We start from the raw sequence: 17,795 nt of genomic DNA, 5'->3' as shown, positions 1-17,795 counted from the left end.
CCGGTTTCATGCCGGGATGCTGTCTTCAACAAGGGACTTACACCATGTATTCGCCCGATTACCCTCGTGATCTGGTCGGCTATGGCCGAAATCCTCCTCATGCTAACTGGCCCGGCAATGCGAAAATTGCCGTTCAATTTGTGCTGAATTACGAAGAGGGAGGGGAGAACTCAGTACTACACGGAGATGCTGGCTCCGAGCAGTTCCTTTCCGAAATCCTGGGCGCTCCCGCCTTCCCCGACCGTCACCTGAGCATGGAGTCTATCTATGAGTACGGTTCGCGGAGTGGTGTTTGGCGTATTTTGCGTGAATTCGAACGGCGTGGCCTGCCACTGACTATTTTCGGTGTGGCTATGGCCTTGGAGCGTAACCCAGAGGTTGCCCATGCGTTCAAGGAGCTGGGCCACGAGATCGCTTGCCATGGCTATCGCTGGATTAACTATCAAGAAGTGCCGGAAGCAGTAGAGCGGAACCACATGCAGCGCGCTATTGAGGTATTCCAGAAGCTTTATTGTGAAAAACCATTGGGCTGGTATACAGGCCGCGATAGCCCCAACACACGTCGATTGTTGCTAGAACAAGGTAGCTTTCTGTATGACAGCGACTATTACGGCGATGACCTGCCGTTATGGGTGCAGGGCCAGGATAGCCAGGGTGATAGCCACACCCATCTGGTTGTGCCTTATACGCTCGACTCCAACGACATGCGTTTTGCTTCGCCCCAGGGCTTTAATACTGCTGATCACTTCTTTAATTATCTGCGTGATGCCTTCGATGTCTTATATGCCGAAGGCGATGAAGCGCCGAAAATGCTCTCCATCGGCTTACACTGCCGGCTGATTGGCCGCCCCGGCCGTTTCCGCGCGCTGCAGCGTTTTCTTGATCACATCGAAACCCATGATCGCGTCTGGGTAACCCGGCGCGTTGATATTGCCCGTCATTGGGCTGAACACCATCCCGCTAGTCATGAAGGGAGTAACTAGCCATGAGGAGAAAGGACAAAGAACAACGGCTAATACCCGCGCTTGAACGAGGGCTAATGATCTTAATGGAGCTCAATCGTCATCATCGAGAAATGAGTTTTTCCGAGCTTGTTAAGCGAGTTGGTTATCCACAAGCAACCTCGCATCGAGCGGTACAAACTTTAGAGCACATGGGGTTTTTACGTCATAACCCGGTCACGGGTTTATATTCCCTCGGTGTAAATGTTTTGCGTCTAGGTTTTGAATACGTTGCTTCGCTGGATGTAGTGCAGGTTGGGCAGCCTGTTATTGAGTCTTTGTGTGATCAGACCGGTTGTTCAAGCCATATCGCCATTCGCGATGGCCGTGATGCAGTCTACGTGGCGAGGGTCGGAGCGTCGAACGCGACTATTCGCCGTGTCAGTGTCGGAACCCGTTTGCCGTTGCACTGTACTTCTTTGGGGCGAATGCTGCTTGCCGACCTATCCCAGAAGGAGTTCGAAACTCTTTATCCATCAGACCACCTTTTAAATAAGGAGCTGGGTTCTCCTGCCAGCCGTGATGATCTCTGGAACTTAGTGCAAGAAGACCGGCAGCGCGGCTATGTCATAGCTGACTCTTATTATCATTTCGGTATCTCTTCAGTCGTTTATCCCCTCTATAACTATGACGGTTCTATGGAGGGGGTTATTAGCATTATGGTTCCAGTACATGAAGTCCCTCCTGAGAAGCGTGATCAATTAAAGGGCCAAGTAGCTGAAGCTGCCGCAACTATTTCCGCTATGTTGGGTTACGGTTAATAATAAATATCTATTTATTAAAGAAAAAAATTAAAAATATAAAATTATGGCAATATTGAAAGGAAAGATGATGACTAAGCGCAATTATTACGCTCCGCAAGGGGGGCATCCGGCACAAACACAACTAGTGGCGGATCGCGCCGTATTTACCGAAGCCTACGCAGTGATACCCAAAGGGGTCATGCGTGACATCGTGACCAGTAACCTACCGTTCTGGGAAAACACGCGGCTGTGGGTGTTGTCACGGCCACTGTCGGGGTTTGCCGAAACGTTTTCCCAATACATTATGGAAGTCTCCCCCGGTGGCGGCAGTGAGAAGCCAGAGCCCGACCCCGCAGCGGAAGGCGTGCTGTTCATCGTGGAAGGCGAGCTAACGCTGACCCTGAAAGGCGAGAAGCACGTGATGGAGCCTGGCGGTTATGCCTTTTTACCCCCGGGAACCCGCTGGGAAGCGCATAACCTGTCTGACGCACCGGTGCGTTTTCACTGGGTGCGCAAAGCCTACGAGCAGGTGGAAGGCATCGACGTGCCAGAACCCTTCGTGACCAATGAGAACGATATCGAGCCAATGGCGATGCCGGGCACCGATGAAAAGTGGGTCACTACGCGTTTTGTCGACCCTGCCGATATCCGCCATGACATGCATGTCAATATTGTGACTTTCCAGCCGGGCGCCGTGATCCCGTTTGATGAAACACACGTTATGGAGCATGGGCTTTACGTCTTAGAAGGTAAGGCGGTTTATCACCTAAACCAGAATTGGGTAGAAGTTGAGGCAGGCGACTTCATGTGGCTGCGTGCCTTCTGCCCCCAGGCGTGCTATGCCGGTGGCCCGGGGCCGTTCCGCTATCTGCTTTATAAAGACGTTAATCGCCACATGAAGCTAGGCGGCGTTGGCCCGCGCTAAGGCGTTACATGGCCAAGCGGTTAATAAGAAATTTAGGAGCCAGCCATGCTGGAATTGAGAGCACAGCCTTTAACACCCGAGGCCTTTGCGCCCTATGGGGACGTGATTGATACGAGAACGGCGGATTACTTTCCTATTAATGCCGGACGTACGCGTCGCTACCACGACCTTGCGCGGGTGGAAACCTTGGGTCAAGACGCCCGAGCGCTGATCAATATCTTTGTCAGTCAACCGGTTGAGATGCCACTGGCGCTGGATTTTCTCGAATGCCATCCGCTCGGCAGTCAAGCCTTTATGCCGCTGCATGAAGAGCGTTTTTTGGTGGTGGTGGCACCAAAGGGCGAAGCTATTGATAGCCAAGACGTAAGAGTTTTTGTGACTGATGGACACCAAGGCGTCAACTATCATGCCGGTACCTGGCATGCGATCCAATCGGTTCTAGAACGGAAAGGGCGATTTTTGGTGGTGGACCGTGGCGGAGAAGGTAATAACTGCCTGGAATACCCCTTAGCCATCAAGGTAAAAATCGACTGACGCGCTAATCCCTGTAAACAGCTGTTGATCCCCGGACTGGTAGCCAAGCTGCCGGTCCATCTGGTGTGCCTAATAATTCTGCTCAATAGTTTTTCCTCCTTAGTTTTGCTAGTTCTGATGAATTTTTAATTCAAGTATCTGATTTATATTGATTGTTATTGTTTTAATATAATTTATGGAAAATATTTCCATAAATTATTGACAGCGTTTCGTTGGGCGCATATTTTGAATACAAGAACAAATACTAAAATGAATACAAAAATAGTATTCGATTGTTGAGGAGTAATTGTAATGGCTAAAATGACTGCTGCAGAAGCTGCCATTCACGTCCTGAAAAAAGAAGGTGTTGATGTTGCCTTTGGTGTTCCGGGCGCCGCGATAAACCCCTTTTACGCAGCAATGCGTAAAGTAGGTGGCGTCGACCACGTGCTGGCTCGGCACGTCGAAGGTGCGTCGCACATGGCTGAAGGGTATACCCGCACCATCGCAGGCAATATTGGAGTATGTATCGGTACGTCTGGTCCTGCGGGCACTGACATGATTACCGGGCTATATTCCGCCAGCGCCGACTCCATCCCGATTTTATGCATCACTGGGCAAGCACCGCGTGCCAAGATGCATAAAGAAGATTTCCAGGCCGTCGATATTCAGGCTATTGCTGGCACTGTGACCAAATGGGCCGTTACGGTGATGGAGCCTGCCCAAGTACCGGGGGCTTTCCAGAAAGCTTTCCAGCTCATGCGCTCCAGCCGCCCCGGCCCGGTGTTAATTGATCTGCCGATCGACGTTCAGATGAGCGAAATCGAATTTGATCCGGACACTTACGAGTCACTCCCGGCCTATAAGCCATCAGCGTCGCGCGGCCAAATTGAAAAAGCGCTGGCGATGCTCAACGAAGCTGAAAAGCCGCTATTAGTAGCGGGTGGCGGCATTATCAATGCGGATGCTTCCGAGCAGCTGGTTGAGTTTGCTGAGCTAACCGGCGTGCCGGTCATTCCGACGCTGATGGGCTGGGGCACGATTCCGGACGACCATCCGCTGATGGCCGGTATGGTGGGGCTGCAAACCTCTCACCGCTATGGCAACGCCACCATGCTCGCCTCGGATTTCGTGATGGGGATAGGTAACCGGTGGGCCAACCGCCATACCGGTAATGTGGAAACGTATACAAAAGATAGAAAATTTGTACACGTTGATATCGAACCCACCCAGATAGGGCGTATTTTCGGGCCTGACTACGGCATCGTTTCAGACGCCAAGCTGGCGCTTGAGCTGTTCCTTGAAGTAGCTCGCGAAATGAAAGCCGCCGGTAAGCTTAAGAACCGCAGTGCATGGGTCGAAGAGTGTCAGGAGCGTAAACGTACTCTGTTGCGCAAAACCCACTTCGATAACGTGCCGGTGAAACCCCAGCGTGTTTACGAGGAAATGAACAAAGTGTTCGGTAAAAATGCGCGCTACATCAGCACCATTGGGCTTTCCCAAATTGCTGGAGCCCAGTTCCTGCACGTTTACAAGCCTCGCCACTGGATCAACTGTGGCCAAGCTGGCCCGTTAGGCTGGACCATCCCTGCTGCATTGGGCGTGTGCCGCGCTGACCCTGAGGCCGAGGTCGTCGCGCTTTCCGGTGATTATGACTTCCAGTTCATGATCGAAGAGCTGGCAGTGGGCGCACAATTCAACCTGCCCTATATCCATGTGCTGGTGAATAACTCCTATCTTGGGCTGATTCGTCAGGCCCAGCGCGGTTTCGATATGGATTACTGCGTGCAGCTGTCGTTCAAGAACATCAACTATACCGATGAAGAAGCGGCACTCGCCGAGTACGGCGTTGACCATGTGTCCGTTGCTGAAGGGCTGGGCTGTAAAGCATTGCGCGTAACCAAGCCGGAAGATATCGCGCCAGCGCTTGAGCAGGCCCGAGTGCTGATGCGTCAACACCGCGTGCCGGTGGTCGTGGAGATCATCCTTGAGCGTGTGACTAATATCTCAATGGGAACGGATCTTGACGGGGTCAATGAGTTTGAAGAACTGGCCGAAAACGTGACCGATGCGCCGAGTTCAATTGCCAGCCTGACCTAAGTGATGCCCTGGCCGCGACGTGTTCAACGCCAGGGTATTTGCCAAGCCAGGGTGTCTTAAGGGTCTACCGCCCCTCCTGTTCGCTAGTCCTGCATAACAATTAAGGAGACCTGCATGTCCAAGTTTGCTGCAAATCTCAGTATGTTGTTCACCGAAGTGGACTTTCTTGATCGTTTTAAAGCCGCTGCCGACGCTGGCTTCAAGGGTGTCGAATACCTTTTCCCCTATGACTACACGGCGGCGGAAATCAAACAGCGCCTGGATACCAACGGCCTGAGCCAAGTGCTGTTCAACTTGCCCGCAGGCGACTGGGGCGCCGGTGAGCGTGGCATTGCCTGTCACCCGAACCGCGTTGAGGAGTTCCGCGCCGGTGTTGGTAAGGCAATTGAGTACGCTCACGTGCTGGGCAACAAGCAAGTCAACTGCTTGGTCGGCATTCAGCCTGACGGTGTCAGTGACGATGAAGCTCGCAAAACGGTGGTAGAGAACCTGCGCTTTGCCGCTGAAAAGCTTAAGACTGCTGGCATCCTGCTGATCGCTGAGCCGATCAATACCCGCGATATTCCTGGCTTTTTCCTCAATCGCACTGAGCAGGCGCTGGCCCTGTTCGATGAAGTGGGCAGCGACAACCTGAAGCTGCAATACGACATCTACCACATGCAAATCATGGAAGGGGATCTAGCGCCCACCATCGAAAAGCATTTGGCGCGTATTGCTCACGTGCAGTTGGCGGATAATCCGGGTCGTCATGAGCCGGGCACCGGCGAAATCAACTACCCCTTCCTTTTTGCGCACCTTGAGCGCCTGGGTTACGTCGGCTGGATTGGCTGCGAATACAAGCCCAAAGCGGGAACGACACATGGGCTGGGCTGGTTGGATAGCGTACGTTAAGCATACTGAGCGCATAAATAAGTACCGAGCTGGTTTGTGCTGAGCCTGCTTGTGCTGAATCCATTTGTGAAGCACCTGTTTGTGCAGAATAAGAGTGAAGGAGAAAAACGATGAGCAAGATAGGTTTTATTGGTTTAGGCATTATGGGTCGCCCTATGGCTGGCCATCTGCTCGATGCGGGCCACTCATTGGTGACCGTGAAGCGTGGCACGCTGGATGCCGAGCTTGCCGAAAAAGGCATGCAAGAAGTAACCGGCCCGAAAGAAGTTGCCCAAGCCGCTGACGTTATTATCACCATGGTGCCAGACACCTCTGACGTGGAAACCGTACTGTTCGGTGAAGACGGCGTCATTGAAGGTCTCAAGCCGGGCACCTTGGTTATTGACATGAGTTCCATTGCGCCGATGCAGACCCAGGCGTTTGCCAAGCGCATTACCGACGCTGGCGGTGAGTATGTGGATGCCCCGGTGTCCGGTGGTGAAGGTGGTGCTATCAATGCTGCGCTCACCATTATGGTTGGCGCGACCGATAAAGGCTTCGAGCGCGCGACACCGCTGCTGGAAGTAGTGGGCAAGACCATTACCCACATTGGCGGTCACGGTGCAGGCCAGACCTGTAAAGTCGCCAACCAGATCGTTGTTGCACTGACCATTGAAGCCGTCGCCGAAGGGCTGTTGTTCGCCTCTAAAGCCGGTGCGGATGTCGTCAAAGTGCGCGAATCGCTGCTGGGAGGCCTTGCCCAGTCGAAGATTCTTGATGTGCATGGCGAGCGCATGATCAAGCGTACCTTTGATCCGGGCTTCCGCATTCGCCTGCATCAAAAAGATCTTAACCTAGCACTGGAAGGCGCTCGTAGCCTGAACCTTTCTCTGCCAGGTACCGCCAATGCGCAGCAGCTATTCCAAGCGTGCGCTGCTAACGGCGGTGCTGATTGGGATCACGCCGGTATTCTACGTGCGCTGGAAAAATTAGCAGATCACGAGGTAGGCGAGTAATTCTTAATCGGCGTTATCGAGTATTGGTGGGCCTTGGTTCATAGCCCGTCGCTATGATTGCATGTGAGACATTGGTTTTTACCCGGTGGCAGTTCCCCTCTGCCATTTTTCTGCCACCGGCTTTTTCCCCTTATTTTTCTTCTTTGCCCTGGCTCTTGCCTGAGGAGTCTGCCGATGAATGCCCCTTTTCGCTTAGCCCCCTTTACCAGTGAAGAAGACTCGCGCCAGTGGCTGATGCGTTTAGCCGAAAAGGCGATCGCTGCGGTTCATCCCGACTGCTTGCTACCCGACCAATTGCCTGAAAAGCCGGCTGGCCGCACCATTGTCGTGGGTGCTGGTAAAGCCGCCGCGGCGATGGCGCGTGCGTTGGAGTTGGCATGGGAATCGCAGTCATCTGGCGAGTCAACTGACTTGGAAGGGTTGGTGGTCACCCGCTATCAGCACGGTGCCGCCTGCCAACATATTGAAGTACTGGAAGCGTCTCACCCAATGCCCGATGCATTGGGTGAGCAGGCCGCAAAACGTATGTTAGAAGTCGTTAAAGACCTGGGTGAAGATGACCAGGTGATTGCGTTAATTTCCGGTGGGGGCTCTGCACTAATGTCGCTGCCCGCCGATGGGATTAGCCTAAAAGATAAGCAAGCACTTAACAAAACGCTACTTCGCTGCGGTGCGACGATTCGTGAAATCAATACGGTGCGTCGTCATCTATCCGCGATTAAGGGCGGCCGTTTAGCAGCCTGTGCACACCCAGCCCGCGTGGTGACATACCTTATTTCAGATGTGCCGGGCGATGAAGCGTCGTTAATTGCCTCAGGCCCTACGCTGCCGGATAACTCCACGCCGCGTGATGCGCTAACAATTCTTGAACGTCACCAGATCGACGTGCCCGATAACGTGCGTCAGCATCTTCTGTCTGACCATCACGCGCCACAACCCGGTAGCCCTGAGTATGCCCTTGACCAACATATCATCCTCGCCCGCGCCTGCGATGCGCTAGACGCTGCACGGCGCAGTGCTGAAGAAAGTGTTGGCGAAAGTGGAATCGATGTCAGGGTTTTGGGCGATGATTTAGAAGGCGAGGCGCGTGATTTAGGCACCGCTCAAGCGCGCATGGCGATCAAATTGCAAGATGAAATTACCCGCCCCTTATTGGTGCTCTCCGGTGGCGAGACCAGCGTTAGCGTAAAAGGCGACGGACGTGGTGGGCGTAACGTCGAGTATCTACTGGGGCTTTTCGATACCTTCAAAGGTGCAGAGGGTATTTACGCCTTGGCCATCGACACCGACGGTATCGATGGGTCGGAGGATAACGCGGGTGCGTTAATCGGCCCAGAGTGTTGGAAACGCGCCGAGTCTTTACAACTGTCAGCGCGGGACTACCTTGCTCGCAATGATGCCTACAGCTTTTTCGAAGCTCTTGACGACCTGATTGTGACCGGGCCAACCCGCACGAACGTCAACGATTTTCGAGCCATTCTTATTCTCCCGAGACAGCCATGAAACCTACCGTGTATACCTCCATTCGCCGCACAAAAATTGTGGCTACGTTAGGCCCCGCTAGCGACCGTGTTGGCGTGCTCGAAGCGATGCTGCGGGCAGGCGTGGATGTTGTTCGGCTCAATTTCTCGCATGGGTCAGCGGCTGATCACCGCCGCCGCCTAAGCGAAGTACGTAAGATTGCCCAGCGCTTAGGTAGAAGCGTCGCCGCGCTAGCCGATTTGCAAGGCCCTAAAATTCGCATTGCGCGCTTTAAAGATGGCGCAGTGGTGCTTGAGGTGGGGCAGCCTTTCGTACTCGACATGCTACTGGATGGCGATGCAGGGGATGCCACCCGCGTTGGCTGTGATTATAAGACGCTGGCGGATGATGTCAGCGTCGGTGATCGCCTACTGTTAGACGATGGCCGTCTGGTGCTCGAAGTCAGCGCCATTCGGGGTAAAGAAGTCCTCACCCGCGTAATCGTGGGTGGCAAGCTATCCAACAATAAAGGCATTAACAAGCAGGGGGGCGGGTTATCAGCAGCCACGCTCACCGACAAGGATAAACAAGACCTCAAGACCGCCGTCGAGATCGGAGTGGACTACTTGGCGGTCTCTTTTCCACGCAGTGCTGCTGATATGCAGGAAGCGCGTGAACTGTTGGGTGAGGCAGGCAAGGAAATTGGCCTTATCGCTAAGGTAGAGCGTGCTGAAGCGGTGGCTGATGACGCAACCTTAGACGGCATTATCAGCGCTTCCGAAGCAGTCATGGTGGCGCGGGGCGACCTAGGGGTAGAGATCGGTGATGCCCAGCTGATTGGTGTGCAAAAACGCTTAATCAAGCGCGCACGCAGCCTCAACCGTGCCGTTATTACCGCCACCCAGATGATGGAGACGATGATCAGTTCGCCGCTGCCCACACGCGCCGAGGTGTTCGATGTGGCCAATGCGGTGCTAGATGGCACCGACGCGGTGATGCTCTCCGCTGAAACTGCCGCGGGTGATTTTCCTGTCGAAACCATCGAAGCAATGAACCGGGTATGCCTGGGGGCCGAGCGCGAGCGCAGTGCTCAAGAGTCCGGTCACCGCATTCATCAAGGTTTCTCAAAAGTTGACGAAACCATTGCGCTCTCTGCCATGTATGCCGCCAATCATTTAGAAGGCGTGGCCGCAATTGCCTGTATGACGTCGAGCGGTTTCACGGCGCTGATTGCCTCGCGTATCCACTCTGGTTTGCCCATCGTTGGTCTGGCGCATAGCGAGATTGCCCAACGACGTATGGCGCTATATCGTGGCGTAGTCTCCCTAGCGTTTGATACCAGCAAAATGAAAGCGGAAGAGCTTAATGATCGGGCACTGGAAGTGCTGGTTACCCACGGGATAGCTGCTCCAGATGATCACGTCATTCTTACCCGTGGCGATCATATGAATGCCCATGGCGGCACTAATACCCTAAAGATTTTGGATGTAAAGGCTAAACACCAGCGAGGCTAAAAAAACCTCTGTTTAACAATTGCACTTGCCCATACTGTGTTGAAATTAGCCTCTAGTTCGAGTCCGATCAAAATACTCATTCACTACATGTGAAATCCGCTTTTTCGGATATTTTTGCCTTATCTGGCGTGCACTCATCACGTTAATCAAGGGACCCGTAAGAAACGCGTTTTTAGGAAGCTAAAACAGTGTGCTGTTATAGTGGCCGAGGTAACTTTGCGAAAGTTTGATGAGGATCACTTGGAGAAAGGCAACATGAGCCTCGGCTGGCACAATAAACCTTTGAACACTTCCAAACGAGGTGGGTATAACGATCAAATGATCGTTGAGCATATTCGTAACGCGGTATTGATGCAGCGTCTGCCGCCGAATACTAAATTGCCAGAACTCACCCTGGGCGAAGTGTTCGGCGTTAGCCGCACGGTAGTACGCAAGGCGCTCACACGGCTTGCGGCAGAGCACGTCATCAATCAAAGCCCTAATCAAGTCGCGCGCGTTCGCGCTCCCTCTGTCGAAGAAACACGCGAGACGTTTTCAGCGCGCAGGTTAATTGAGGGCGAGATAGTGGCGCTGCAAGCTGGGAAACTGGACGCCAAAACCTTGGCCACACTGCACGCGCAAGTAGAAGATGAAAAACAGGCCTATGCCAGGAAAGATGAGTCAGCGCGCATCGAGCACTCGCTGACAATTCACCATCTTCTTGCCGAGCATGCTTCCAACCATATCCTCGGTACTATGCTGACGGATCTGATTTTACGCACCTCTATCGTGATCGCTTTGTATAAGCGGCCAACGCTGGCTTCGTGCTATTTGGAAGGCGACCATGCAACGCTGTTGGTACATCTTGCTAATGGTGATGCCGAAGAGGCCAGGCAGTGCGTGCATGACCATCTTTACAGTTTAGAGGCCCTGCTGGATCTCTCTTCAAAAGGGGAGGATATTGACTTAAAGGCTATTCTGGGTGGTAAGTCCGCGCAGAGTTAATCCCTACCTCTTCGCTACTCGTTAATGATTCATTATTAGCGACTTTTTTAATTACTCTATAGTTTTTAACTTGGAGTTATTGACGTCTCGCGTTAATAACTCACTGCATTTAGTGACATAACAACAAGTAAGGCACTGAATGCTCAACATTGTTAACGTATCAGCACTGGAAGTATTGGATTCGCGTGGTAACCCCACGGCAATGGCGAAAGTGAGCTTGGAAAATGGAATCGTCGGCGAGGCCTTCTCCCCCAGCGGAGCGTCTACCGGTTCGGGTGAGGCGCTGGAGTTGCGCGATGGCGATAAGACGCGCTACCTGGGCAAGGGCGTACTTAAAGCAGTAAATGCTATAAACGGCCCCATACGTGATTGCCTGCTAGGGTTAGATGCTGGCGATCAGCGCAGCCTAGATGAAGCCATGGTGGCACTGGATGACACAGCTAATAAAGCGAAGCTGGGAGCCAATGCGATCTTAGCGGTCGCGCTAGCCGCCGCCAAGGCTGCTGCAAAAGGTAAGCAAATACCGCTCTACGCGCACATCGCTGAGCTTTATGGTCAGCCAGGACAGTTTATGATGCCTGTGCCGATGATGAATACCCTGAATGGCGGCGAACATGCCGACAACAATGTAGATATTCAAGAGTTCATTGTACAGCCGGTGGGAGCGAAGAGTTTTCGCGAAGGCCTGCGTATAGGTGCGGAAATTTTCCACACCTTGAAACACGTGTTTTCCGCCCGTGGTTTCTCCACCTCCGTGGGCGACGAAGGTGGCTTTGCCCCCAACCTGGCGTCCAACGCCGAGGCTCTGGCAGCTATCAAGCAAGCGGTGGTGGACGCCGGCTACACATTAGGTTGCCTCTGGCGCTGGACTGCGCCTCTAGCGAATTCTACAAAGATGACCATTTTGTGTTGGCAGGGGAAGGGAAGTCGTATGATGCAGCTGGCTTCATCGGCTATCTTGCCAACCTATGCGATGAATACCCCATCGTCTCGATTGAGGATGGTATGGACAAGACTGACTGGCCGGGCTGGAAAGCACTGACGGATAAGTTGGGTGATCGCGTTCAACTGGTAGGCGATGACCTATTCGTCACTAACACCACGCTGCTCAAGCATGGCATTGATGAGCAAATTGGTAATTCGATCTTGATCAAGTTTAATCAGATTGGCCCGCTTAGTGAAACACTAGACGCCATTCGAATGGCTCAGGAGGCTGGATTTACCGCCGTTATTTCACACCGTTCCGGGGAAACTGAAGACACTACCATTGCTGATCTAGCAGTGGGCACCTGTGCAGAGCAAATTAAAACTGGCTCACTCTGCCGTTCCGACCGAGTGGCCAAGTACAATCGTTTGCTAGTAATTGAAGATGAGCTTGAGGGGCAGGTTAGTTACCCTGGCGTAAAAGCGATTAAACGCCAGTAACGTGAAGTATCTTTATTTAAACACTAACGTCGCCTATAAGCGTCGTTAGTGTTTGGGTGCGTTACTAATGCTGCTAAAGCATCCGTTACAGCAACAACCGCCGAATATCCGTCAGCGCGCCCGCCAGGAAGGCGGTAAAGCGCGCTGCATCCGCACCGTTAATCGCCCGGTGATCATAGGAGAGCGATAGCGGCATCATCAAACGCGGCTGGAAGGCGCTGCCATCCCACACCGGTTTCATCTGTGCTTTCGATACGCCCAAAATTGCCACTTCCGGCGCATTAACGATCGGCGTAAACGCTGTGCCACCAATCGAGCCTAGGCTCGAAATGGTGAAGCAGCCACCGGTCATCTCGTCACGCTTAAGCTTCTTGGTTTGCGCTTTCTTGCCAAGCTCTGCCATTTCCTTGGCAATCTCAATCAAAGATTTTTGATCAGCGTTGCACACGACGGGCACCATTAATCCATCTGGCGTATCCACCGCAATGCCGACATGCACGTAGTTCTTCCACACCAGCGTTTCGCCGTCGCCTTTGAGGCTGACGTTAAACTGGGGGAACTTACGCAGTGCAAAGGCGCAGGCTTTCACCATAAAGGGCAGCGGCGTGAGTTTCGCGCCCTGCGCTTCGGCTTCAGCCTTCATCGCTTTGCGGAAGTTCTCAAGTTCGGTGATATCAGCTTCGTCAAACTGGGTCACGTGGGGAACGTTGAGCCAGCTGCGGTGCAGGTTGGTGGCGCCCATTTTCAGCAGACGACCCATGGGCTGCTCTTCCACCTCGCCAAACTGGCTGAAATCAACGTCTGGGATCGCTGGAATGCCTGCACCACCGCTCCCTACCGGTACTGCCGCTTGGGCGCTGCCTTGGTTGGCAATTGCCTGTTTCACATAGGCATGCACGTCCTCTTTGAGCACGCGCTCCTTTGGGCCGCTGGGCATGACTAAGGCAAGGTCTACACTCAGCTCGCGGGCCAGCATGCGCACTGCAGGACCGGCGTGCACCAGCTTGCCATCGCGGGGTTTGTGAGCTGCTATTTGTGCTTCGGGGCTTGGCATACCTTCTGGTGAAACCGCTCTATTTTCTTTCACAGGCGCTTTAGTGGCGCTCTTTTCAGCTACCGCTTCTTCCGGCGCACTGTTCGAGGCGGATTCGGCTTCCTGGGCAGGTGCGTCGCCTTCGCCAAAGATTTCCATCTGGCCGATCACGCTGCCTTCGGAGACCGTGTCGCCCTCTTTGGCGGTAAACGTAATGATCTTGCCGCTATAAGGACTCGGCACGTCCATGGAGGCTTTATCCGACTCCAGGGTGATCAGTGTGTCTTCGGCGTTGACCTCATCGCCTTCGCTGACGGCGACTTCAATAATTTCAACGCTGTCCGAGCCACCCAGGTTCGGTACTTTGATATCAACCGTTTGTTTGCCGCCGCTGGCCTCTTGAGGCGCAGGCTCCTGCTCTTGAGACGCTGCTTTAGGCTTATCTTTCGCTGGCGCGTCGTCCTGCTCAGGCTCAGCCGCTGCATCCTGTGAGCCGTCTTTACCGGTTTCGTCGCTGCCTTCAACTTCTAGCTCGACAATGTCGTCGCCTTCCGAGACGCTTTCGCCTTCTTTGACCAGCACTTTGAGCACCTTGCCGCCTTTCGGGGCAGGAACATCCATGCTGGCTTTGTCGGATTCCAGGGTGATTAGGGTGTCTTCCGCTTCAATGACAACGCCTTCTGACACCGCAATCTCGATGATTTCGACATCGGTATCGCCACCGATGTCGGGAACTTTGATGATTTCGCTACTCAAGGTCGCGCTCCTTCCAAATCGGATCGAGCCGACGGGCCATTGCCCGCCGGGCTGCGGTTAGCTGGTCAGCGGGTTCGGCTTGTTGGCATCGATGCCGTACTTCTTCAGCGCCTCGCCGACGTGCTTGTGATCAATCTCGCCACGGGCCGCCAGGGCGCGCAGCGCCGCGACGGTGACAAAGTAGCGGTCTACTTCAAAGAAGTAGCGCAGCTTCTCGCGAGTGTCGGAACGGCCAAAGCCGTCTGTGCCCAGCACCGTGTAGTCGCTTGGCACCCAGGCACGTACCTGATCGGCGTAGAGCTTCATGTAGTCGGTGGAGGCAATCACCGGACCGACGCGGTCTTCGAGACACGCCGTGACGTGGGGCTTGGTGGCCTCATCATCGGGGCTCAAGAAGGTTTTGCGCTCAAGCAGCAGTGCTTCGCGACGTAGCTCGTTAAAGCTGGTGACGCTCCAGATGTCGGCGCCAATGCCCCAGTCCTTGGCCAACAGTTCCGCAGCGGCTTCGACTTCGCGCAGGATGGTGCCGGAGCCCATCAACTGCACGCGGCCTTTGTCGCCCTGGGTTTCACGCAGTAGGTACATGCCTTTGATGATGTCTTCCGCAGGGACAGTCTCAAGGGCGGGCTGCTCATAGTTTTCGTTCATCACCGTCAGATAGTAGAAGCAGTTCTCTTTGTCCGTGAACATGCGCTTCAGACCATCTTGCAGGATGACCGCGACTTCGTGGGCGTAGGTGGGGTCGTAGCTGCGGCAGTTGGGGATGGTGGAGGCTTGTATCAAGCTGTGTCCATCCTGGTGCTGCAGGCCTTCGCCGTTGAGCGTGGTACGTCCAGCGGTGCCGCCGACCATAAAGCCGCGGGCTTGCAGGTCTCCGGCGGCCCAGGCTAAATCGCCAATGCGCTGGAAGCCGAACATCGAGTAGTAGATGTAGAACGGCAGCAGCGTGACGTTGTTGTTGCTGTAGGAAGTCGCGGCAGCGATCCAAGCGGACATTGCACCGGCTTCAGTAATGCCCTCTTCGAGAATCTGACCTTTCTGATCCTCGCGGTAGAACATGATCTGGCCTTTATCGACCGGCTCGTACTTTTGGCCTTCCGAGGTGTAGATACCCAATTGGCGGAACATACCTTCCATACCGAAAGTACGCGCTTCATCAGGGATGATCGGCACCACGTGCTTACCAAGTTTCTTATCTTTCACCAAGCCATTCAGAACACGCACAAACGCCATGGTGGTGGAGACTTCGCGCCCTTTCGAGCCACCCATTTGCGAGGCAAAGGTTTTATCTTCGAGGCTAGGAATCTCCAGTGCCTCAAAGTCGCTTTGACGGCTGGGCAAGTAACCGCCCAGGCGCTCGCGCTGCAGGTGCATGTACTTAAGCTCGGGAGAGTCCTCTTCCGGCTTGTAATAGGGAACGTCTTTGAGCTGCTCATCGGTGATGGGAATACCGAAGCGATCACGGAAGGTTTTGAGCGCTTCGTACTCCATGCTCTTGACCTGGTGCGCTTCGTTGGCCGCTTCGCCATCGCCGCTACCCATACCGTAGCCTTTAACGGTATGCGCCAGAATCACCGTGGGCTTGCCGTTAGAGGTATTCACGGCTTCGTGATAGGCCGCGTAAACCTTGAACGGGTCGTGACCACCGCGGTTGAGCTTCCAGATATCTTCGTCAGAGAGGTCTTTAACCATCGCTTCGGTTTCTGGATATTTGCCAAAGAAGTGCTCACGGGTGTAAGCACCGCCGTTGGCTTTGTAGTTCTGGTACTCGCCGTCGACCGCTTCGTCCATACGTTTTTGAAGGATGCCTTTCTTGTCCTTCTCGAACAGCGGATCCCAATGGCGGCCCCAGACGACCTTGATCACGTTCCAACCAGCGCCACGGAAGACGCCTTCGAACTCGTCCATCACCCGCGAGTTACCGCGCACAGGGCCGTCAAGGCGCTGCAGATTACAGTTGATCACGAAGATCAGGTTGTCGAGGTTTTCACGGCCCGCCAGTGAAATGGCGCCCAGGGACTCCGGCTCGTCGCACTCGCCGTCGCCCATGAAGCACCAGATCTTACGGTCATACATGTCTTTCAGCTCACGGTGATGCAGATACTTCATCACGTGCGCTTGATAAATGGCCTGAATGGGGCCAAGACCCATCGATACCGTGGGGAACTGCCAGTAGTCCGGCATCAACCACGGGTGCGGGTAGGAAGAGAGACCATCGCCATCGACTTCCTGGCGGAACTTGTCCATCTGCTCTTCAGAAAGGCGTCCTTCCAAATAGGAACGCGCGTAAATACCCGGCGCCACATGGCCCTGGATATACACCAAGTCACCAGCGAAATCCCCTTGAGGGGCGCGGAAGAAGTGGTTAAAGCCTACGTCATACAGCGTGGCAGATGACATGAAGCTGGCAATGTGGCCACCCAGGCCCGGCTTGGCGCGGTTATTGCGAATGACCTGAGCAATCGCGTTATAACGGATCAAAGAGCGAATACGACGCTCCATGAACAGGTCGCCGGGCATCGGCGCTTCGCGGTGAACCGGAATCGTATTACGGTGCGGGGTTGTCACCGAGAAAGGTACTTTCATCCCACCCCGACGTAGGCGATCCGCCAGGCGGGTCATCAGGTAACGGGCACGATCTTCGCCCTCACGATCCAGTACCGATTCCAGGGATTCTAGCCACTCCGTGGTTTCGACCGTATCGAGATCTTCTCTTGTCTCCAGACTCATAAAGGTCTCTCCGAATGACAATAAAGGGTAAGCCTCACAGCACGAAGGGCGAGTACCGTTCAGGCTGTGGGAAAAGTATTCATGCTAAGCGCGTGATTAGTAAGTATTTGAAAAATTGCGCATTTGGAAAGTTAAGCTGCCGTCTCAGCACGCATGCGCAGGCGAAAACGCGCTATTTGAATGATTTGATCAATAGCGGTTTGTCGTTCGGTCGCAGCGTCGTTTTCAAGACGCGTTTCGAACGCAGCGAGGATGTCGTGACGATCAAGCCCTTTAACGGCAATCACGAAGGGAAAGCCGAACTTATCTTGGTAAGCCTGATTCATTAGTTGGAATCGCTCAAACTCTTCGGTCGAACACTGATCTAGCCCGGCACCTGCCTGCTCACGGGTAGAGTCCTGAGTTAACTCGCCGGCCAAAGCGGCTTTTCCCGCGAGATCAGGGTGAGCGCGTATAACGGCAATTTGCTCATCGACAACTGCGTTTCGAAGCACTGCTCCCATGCTGTCTGCTAATACATCGGCATCATCGTGTTGTTCAATAAGGCCTTGTTTCCAGGCAGTTTCTGCCACCCATGGTGAGTGTTCAAATATATCGCCGTAATGGGTAAGAAAATCTTCTAAACCAAGACTGCTAGGACGGGCGGCGTTTAAAGTGTGCGTCATGTTGCTCTCCTTTTGTATTTCTTAGTCTTTTTTATTGTATACAATAAATATAGGTAAAT

At 53.8% G+C, this 17,795-nt stretch carries 13 protein-coding genes and 1 pseudogene; 11 read left to right on the top strand and 3 right to left on the bottom strand.

Annotation, left to right across the window (positions count from 1 at the left end):
- Window positions 1-44: 44 nt before the first annotated feature.
- From puuE to eno, 11 genes and pseudogenes are all read left to right on the top strand, one after another.
- Window positions 45-983 carry an allantoinase PuuE gene (gene puuE / locus ACUN8H_RS10140; protein ID WP_445532016.1) on the top strand — a complete coding sequence of 313 codons (939 nt, stop codon included), beginning with the start codon at window positions 45-47 and terminating at the stop codon, window positions 981-983.
- Between the two features lie 2 nt (window positions 984-985).
- Window positions 986-1,762 (top strand): IclR family transcriptional regulator, encoded by a 777-nt coding sequence (locus tag ACUN8H_RS10135; RefSeq protein ID WP_445532015.1) that lies wholly within the window; start codon window positions 986-988, stop codon window positions 1,760-1,762.
- A gap of 70 nt (window positions 1,763-1,832) precedes the next feature.
- Entirely contained in the window at window positions 1,833-2,669 is an 837-nt protein-coding gene (locus tag ACUN8H_RS10130) for a bifunctional allantoicase/(S)-ureidoglycine aminohydrolase (protein ID WP_445532014.1), read from the top strand.
- A gap of 45 nt (window positions 2,670-2,714) precedes the next feature.
- Entirely contained in the window at window positions 2,715-3,203 is a 489-nt protein-coding gene (locus tag ACUN8H_RS10125) for an ureidoglycolate lyase (RefSeq protein WP_445532013.1), read from the top strand.
- Window positions 3,204-3,494: 291 nt separating this feature from the next.
- Window positions 3,495-5,282 (top strand): glyoxylate carboligase, encoded by a 1,788-nt coding sequence (gcl, locus tag ACUN8H_RS10120; RefSeq protein WP_445532012.1) that lies wholly within the window; start codon window positions 3,495-3,497, stop codon window positions 5,280-5,282.
- A gap of 114 nt (window positions 5,283-5,396) precedes the next feature.
- Entirely contained in the window at window positions 5,397-6,173 is a 777-nt protein-coding gene (gene hyi / locus ACUN8H_RS10115; RefSeq protein ID WP_445532011.1) for a hydroxypyruvate isomerase, read from the top strand.
- 110 nt (window positions 6,174-6,283) lie between these two features.
- Entirely contained in the window at window positions 6,284-7,168 is an 885-nt protein-coding gene (locus ACUN8H_RS10110; RefSeq protein WP_445532010.1) for a 2-hydroxy-3-oxopropionate reductase, read from the top strand.
- 174 nt (window positions 7,169-7,342) lie between these two features.
- Window positions 7,343-8,671 (top strand): glycerate kinase type-2 family protein, encoded by a 1,329-nt coding sequence (locus tag ACUN8H_RS10105; protein ID WP_445532009.1) that lies wholly within the window; start codon window positions 7,343-7,345, stop codon window positions 8,669-8,671.
- On the top strand, window positions 8,668-10,143 hold the full coding sequence (pyk, locus tag ACUN8H_RS10100; RefSeq protein ID WP_445532008.1) for a pyruvate kinase: 1,476 nt from the start codon (window positions 8,668-8,670) through the stop codon (window positions 10,141-10,143). The genes ACUN8H_RS10105 and pyk overlap by 4 nt, the downstream gene beginning before the upstream one ends.
- Before the next feature lie 255 nt (window positions 10,144-10,398).
- Window positions 10,399-11,127, top strand: coding sequence for a GntR family transcriptional regulator (locus ACUN8H_RS10095; RefSeq protein ID WP_445532007.1), 729 nt, complete (start codon window positions 10,399-10,401; stop codon window positions 11,125-11,127).
- A gap of 139 nt (window positions 11,128-11,266) precedes the next feature.
- Window positions 11,267-12,552 (top strand): annotated as a pseudogene (gene eno, locus ACUN8H_RS10090) (phosphopyruvate hydratase).
- Window positions 12,553-12,637: 85 nt separating this feature from the next.
- Here eno and aceF read toward each other — a convergent pair.
- The 3 genes from aceF to uraD all read right to left on the bottom strand — a co-directional run bounded on the left by aceF (window position 12,638) and on the right by uraD (window position 17,736).
- Window positions 12,638-14,341, bottom strand: a complete 1,704-nt coding sequence (aceF, locus tag ACUN8H_RS10085) for a dihydrolipoyllysine-residue acetyltransferase (RefSeq protein ID WP_445532006.1) — start codon at window positions 14,339-14,341, stop codon at window positions 12,638-12,640.
- Between the two features lie 57 nt (window positions 14,342-14,398).
- Window positions 14,399-17,071 carry a pyruvate dehydrogenase (acetyl-transferring), homodimeric type gene (aceE, locus tag ACUN8H_RS10080; RefSeq protein ID WP_445532005.1) on the bottom strand — a complete coding sequence of 891 codons (2,673 nt, stop codon included), beginning with the start codon at window positions 17,069-17,071 and terminating at the stop codon, window positions 14,399-14,401.
- 131 nt (window positions 17,072-17,202) lie between these two features.
- Entirely contained in the window at window positions 17,203-17,736 is a 534-nt protein-coding gene (gene uraD / locus ACUN8H_RS10075; protein WP_445532004.1) for a 2-oxo-4-hydroxy-4-carboxy-5-ureidoimidazoline decarboxylase, read from the bottom strand.
- Window positions 17,737-17,795: the final 59 nt, after the last annotated feature.

It is taken from the genome of Vreelandella sp. V005 (assembly GCF_052645115.1).
Note: the sequence above shows the minus strand (reverse complement) of the source record. Positions and strands in the feature narration are given on the sequence as shown.